Origin of the sequence: Streptomyces sp. NPDC006265 (assembly GCF_040613555.1) — a bacterium.
GTDB lineage: Bacteria > Actinomycetota > Actinomycetes > Streptomycetales > Streptomycetaceae > Streptomyces.
Genome location: NZ_JBEXSH010000754.1, coordinates 1 through 4,549, shown reverse-complemented (window position 1 = coordinate 4,549; position 4,549 = coordinate 1). Strand labels below are relative to the sequence as shown.

At 71.6% G+C, this 4,549-nt stretch carries 4 protein-coding genes and 1 pseudogene; 1 reads left to right on the top strand and 4 read right to left on the bottom strand.

The features are described from left to right. Window positions 1-615, top strand: a 615-nt coding sequence (locus ABZ281_RS39150; protein WP_356662762.1) for an ATP-binding cassette domain-containing protein, incomplete at its 5' end; no start/stop codon positions are given. Here ABZ281_RS39150 and ABZ281_RS39145 read toward each other — a convergent pair. The 4 genes and pseudogenes from ABZ281_RS39145 to ABZ281_RS39130 form a co-directional block, all read right to left on the bottom strand. Beyond that, window positions 612-1,147: pseudogene (locus ABZ281_RS39145) on the bottom strand (putative glycolipid-binding domain-containing protein). The gene ABZ281_RS39150 and the pseudogene ABZ281_RS39145 sit on opposite strands and share 4 nt — an antisense overlap. A gap of 125 nt (window positions 1,148-1,272) precedes the next feature. Then, window positions 1,273-3,675 (bottom strand): Tex family protein, encoded by a 2,403-nt coding sequence (locus ABZ281_RS39140; protein ID WP_356662761.1) that lies wholly within the window; start codon window positions 3,673-3,675, stop codon window positions 1,273-1,275. A 99-nt stretch (window positions 3,676-3,774) separates the two neighbouring features. Then, complete coding sequence (locus ABZ281_RS39135; protein ID WP_267889763.1) at window positions 3,775-3,900, bottom strand: LPFR motif small protein; 126 nt, start codon at window positions 3,898-3,900, stop codon at window positions 3,775-3,777. Between the two features lie 67 nt (window positions 3,901-3,967). Continuing rightward, the coding region (locus ABZ281_RS39130; protein WP_356662760.1) for a hypothetical protein at window positions 3,968-4,549 on the bottom strand (582 nt) is incomplete at its 5' end.

Here is a 4,549-nt window from a genome sequence, read left to right as displayed (position 1 = left end):
GGTGAACACGTCGTCGGGCGTGCCCTGCAGGTAGGAGTTGATCTGCTCCTGGAACGTGTTGTGGTCCTTGGTGTTCACGGGCGATGTGGAATCGACTGGGCGGACCGGGTGGCGGTGACGGGCGCGAACGGCGCCGGCAAGTCCACGCTGCTCGCCGCCCTCCTCGGCCGCGTCCCGCTGGACGCCGGGCACGCCGCGCTCGGCTCGGGCGTTCTGCTCGGCGAGGTGGACCAGGCCCGCAAGCTGTTCCACGGCGAGGAGTCCCTGCTCGACGCCTTCCGCGCGGCCGTTCCGGACACCGAACCGGTCGAGATCCGCACCCTCCTGGCCAAGTTCGGCCTCAAGACGGACCACGTCCTGCGCCCCGCGGGAAGCCTCTCCCCGGGCGAGCGTACCCGGGCCGCCCTGGCGCTGCTCCAGGGCCGGGGCGTCAACCTCCTGGTCCTCGACGAGCCGACCAACCACCTCGACCTGCCCGCCATCGAGCAAATGGAGTCCGCCCTCGACGCCTATGAGGGCACCCTCCTGCTGGTCACCCACGACCGCCGCATGCTGGACGCGGTGCACGTCACCCGCCGTCTGGAGGTGGCGGACGGCAAGGTGACGGAACGCTAACGGGCCGTCAGGCGCGTGGCCAACTCCGGGTAGTCGACGACGTACCCCTCGTCGTCGAACTCCAGGTCGCTGCGGAAGTCGCCCGAGGAGAAGCGGACGTGCCCTGGCCGCAGATGCGTGTACGTCTGCCGAGAGGGCCGCACGGCCAGGTCCGGCACCGACACCCAGGCCATCGGGAACTTCCGTTCACCGGGCTTCCGGTGGAGCCCGTGCCGCAGCACCGGCATGGTGTTGGTGAGGGGGCACAGCCCGAGATCGCAGTCGAGGGCTGCGTCGACGTCCGGGAGCGGCGCGCCGTTCGCGGTCCACCGGCCGTGACCGTCGTGCCGCAGGTCGCGGTCCCGGTCTCCGCCGTGACGCGCAGCCGCCGGGTCACGACGTCCCCGGCGCTCTCGAGTTCGTAGGAGATCCAGTACGGCTCGGGCAGGGTCCCGACGGCCCGCCCACGCGCCCGCAGCACGCCGTCTGCGAGCTCGGTCCGAACGGTCTCGAACCCCTCGCTCGGGAACACGTCCCAGGTGATGGCGTACATGCCCTCACTCTAGGTCCGAAAGGGGGCGAAGCTCTCCTTTCAAGGGCGCGGGGAACTGCGCGACCAGCCACAACGGACTCGCAGCTCCCCACGACACGAACGGGCGTCGCGTCCCGGCGAAGCCGTCAGCGACGCCCGTTCTTCGGATCGGCCAGACCCGCCCGACGCAACGCGTCGGCCATCGCACTGTTGGCCGGCGGCGGAGCCTGACGCTGACCCCCACGACCGCCGCCCTGGCCACCACGGCCGCCGCCCTGCCTCTGCTGCGGCGGACGCCCGCTGCGCTGCCGGCGCTCTCCCGAGCCGCCGCCCTGCTGCCCCTGCTGGGCCGCCTCGTCCTCCAGACGCAGCGTCAGCGAGATCCGCTTGCGCGGGATGTCGACGTCGAGCACCTTCACCTTGACGATGTCGCCGGGCTTCACCACGTCCCGCGGGTCCTTCACGAACGTCTTGGACATCGCGGAGACATGTACCAGACCGTCCTGGTGGACGCCGATGTCGACGAACGCCCCGAACGCGGCGACGTTCGTCACGACGCCCTCGAGGATCATGCCGGACGACAGGTCGGAGATCTTCTCCACGCCCTCCTTGAAGGCGGCCGTCTTGAAGGCCGGGCGCGGGTCGCGGCCGGGCTTCTCCAGCTCCTTCAGGATGTCGGTCACGGTGGGCAGACCGAACGTCTCGTCCACGAAGTCCTGCGGCTTCAGCGAGCGCAGCACTCCGGTGTTGCCGACGAGCGAGGCGACCTCCTGCCCGGCGGTCTCCACCATGCGCCGGACCACCGGGTACGCCTCGGGGTGCACGCTCGACGCGTCCAGCGGGTCGTCACCGCCGCGGATCCGCAGGAAGCCCGCGCACTGCTCGTACGCCTTCGGGCCGAGCCGCGCCACCTTCTTCAGCTCGCCGCGGGCCTTGAACGGTCCGTTCTGGTCCCGGTGCGCCACGATGTTCTCGGCGAGCCCGGAGGTGATGCCGGAGACCCGGGAGAGCAGCGGGGCCGACGCCGTGTTGACGTCCACACCCACGCCGTTCACGCAGTCCTCCACCACCGCGTCCAGCGAACGCGACAGCTTCACCTCGGACAGGTCGTGCTGGTACTGGCCGACGCCGATCGACTTCGGGTCGATCTTCACCAGCTCGGCCAGCGGGTCCTGGAGCCGGCGGGCGATCGACACGGCGCCACGCAGCGACACGTCCATGTCGGGCAGCTCCTGCGAGGCGAACGCGGACGCCGAGTACACGGACGCACCGGCCTCGGACACCATCACCTTCGTGAGCTTCAACTCGGGGTGCTTGGTGATCAGTTCCCCGGCGAGCTTGTCGGTCTCGCGGGAGGCGGTGCCGTTGCCGATGGCGACCAGCTCGACCGCGTGCTCCTTGGCGAGCCGGGCCAGCTTGGCGATGGCCTCGTCCCAGCGGTTGGCCGGGACGTGCGGGTGGATGACGTCCGTGGCGACGACCTTGCCGGTGGCGTCGACCACGGCGACCTTCACACCCGTACGGAAACCGGGGTCCAGGCCGAGCGTCGCGCGCGTGCCCGCCGGGGCGGCCAGCAGCAGGTCGCGCAGGTTTGCGGCGAAGACCCGCACCGCCTCGTCCTCGGCGGCCGTGCGCAGCCGCAGCCTCAGGTCGATGCCGAGGTGGACGAGGATGCGGGTGCGCCACGCCCAGCGGACCGTGTCCTTCAGCCACTTGTCGCCGGGGCGGCCCCGGTCTGCGATGTCGAACTTGTGGGCGACGATCCCCTCGTACGAGGAGGGGCCGTCGGTCTGCTCCTCGGGCTCCAGGACGAGGTCGAGGACTCCCTCCTTCTCGCCGCGCAGCATCGCGAGGATGCGGTGCGAGGGCAGCTCCGTGAACGGCTCGGCGAAGTCGAAGTAGTCGGAGAACTTCGCCCCCGCCTCCTCCTTGCCGTCCCGCACCTTGGCGGCCAGCCGCCCGCGCACCCACATGCGCTCGCGCAGCTCGCCGATCAGGTCGGCGTCCTCGGAGAACCGCTCGGTGAGGATCGCCCGGGCACCGTCCAGGGCGGCCTGCGGATCGGCGACGCCCTTGTCGGCGTCGACGAACGCGGCGGCCGCGGCGAGGGGCTCGACGGACGGATCGCCGAGCAGCCCCTCCGCCAGCGGCTCGAGTCCGGCCTCACGGGCGATCTGCGCCTTGGTGCGCCGCTTGGGCTTGTACGGGAGGTAGATGTCCTCCAGGCGCGCCTTCGTCTCGGCGCCCCGGATGCTCGCCTCCAGCTCCTCGGTGAGCTTGCCCTGCTCGCGCACCGACTCCAGGATCGCCGCCCGCCGCTCCTCCAGCTCCCGCAGGTAGCGCAGCCGCTCCTCGACGGTGCGCAGCTGCGCGTCGTCGAGCATCTCCGTCGCTTCCTTGCGGTAGCGGGCGATGAAGGGCACCGTAGAACCGCCGTCGAGCAGTTCCACGGCGGCCTTGACCTGCCGCTCCCGTACGCCGAGTTCCTCGGCGATCCTGCCTTCGATGGACACTGCGTTGATGGACCCGATGGACCCGGGTGTCGTCACGATCCCGTACCGCCTTCTCCGCTGAGGTTGCGCGGCAATTGTGGCAGGTGGCGCCGACACTCGGGGATCAGGGCGGTACCCGGCAGGTCGCGGTCCGGATCAGGCCCTGCGGGTGGAGGACGAGGCCCCGCCGAACAGCCGGGCCAGGGCCCGGAAGGGCAGTGTGACGACGGTGGCGATGGCGCCGCCGATCTGGCGCAGCACGTCTGCGATAGCACGGAACACGAAATTCCCCTTTCTCCACTCCCGGCCGCGAAGGCCGGTGGAGAGCGGGTACCTCACCGGCGCGTCACTATGCGTCACCCTTGCCGATCAGATCCGCCGGGAACGCCCCGGCCACGAGCGCGGCGTGCGCGAACACCCCGCCCAGCTCGGTCAGCCGGGCCACGCCCTCGGAGCCCAGGTGCTCGTACGGGGCGCGGTCCAGGCGGTCCGTCTCGTCCTCGATCTCCCGGCGCAGGGCGACGCCCCGCTCGGTGAGGTCGCCGGACGCGTCCAGCAGCCCACGCTCCCGCAGTCGCTCCGTCGCCGCGTCCCAGTCCTCCCGGCTCCAGCCCCGGGTGGCGCACACCCACTTCGGGGTCATGCCCTTGCCCGTCGCCGTGTGGGTGACCATCGCCTCCAGGCCGTCGAGGCCCGCGGACATCAGGGCGGCCAGGTGCCCGTCGCCCCGGTGCTCGCGCAGCAGGGTCGCCGCGTGCCAGTAAGCGAGGTGCGGATTCTCGGGGACGGGCAGGTCGGCGTGGGCGGCGTACAGCGGCCGTGCCGCGCGTGAGCAGGCCTCGGCGGCGCGCAGTGCGAGCCGCGCGGCCTCGGCCATCTCCGTCGATGCCAGGGTCTCCTCGCCGAGCAGGCGGCGCAGGGTCGCGTCGAC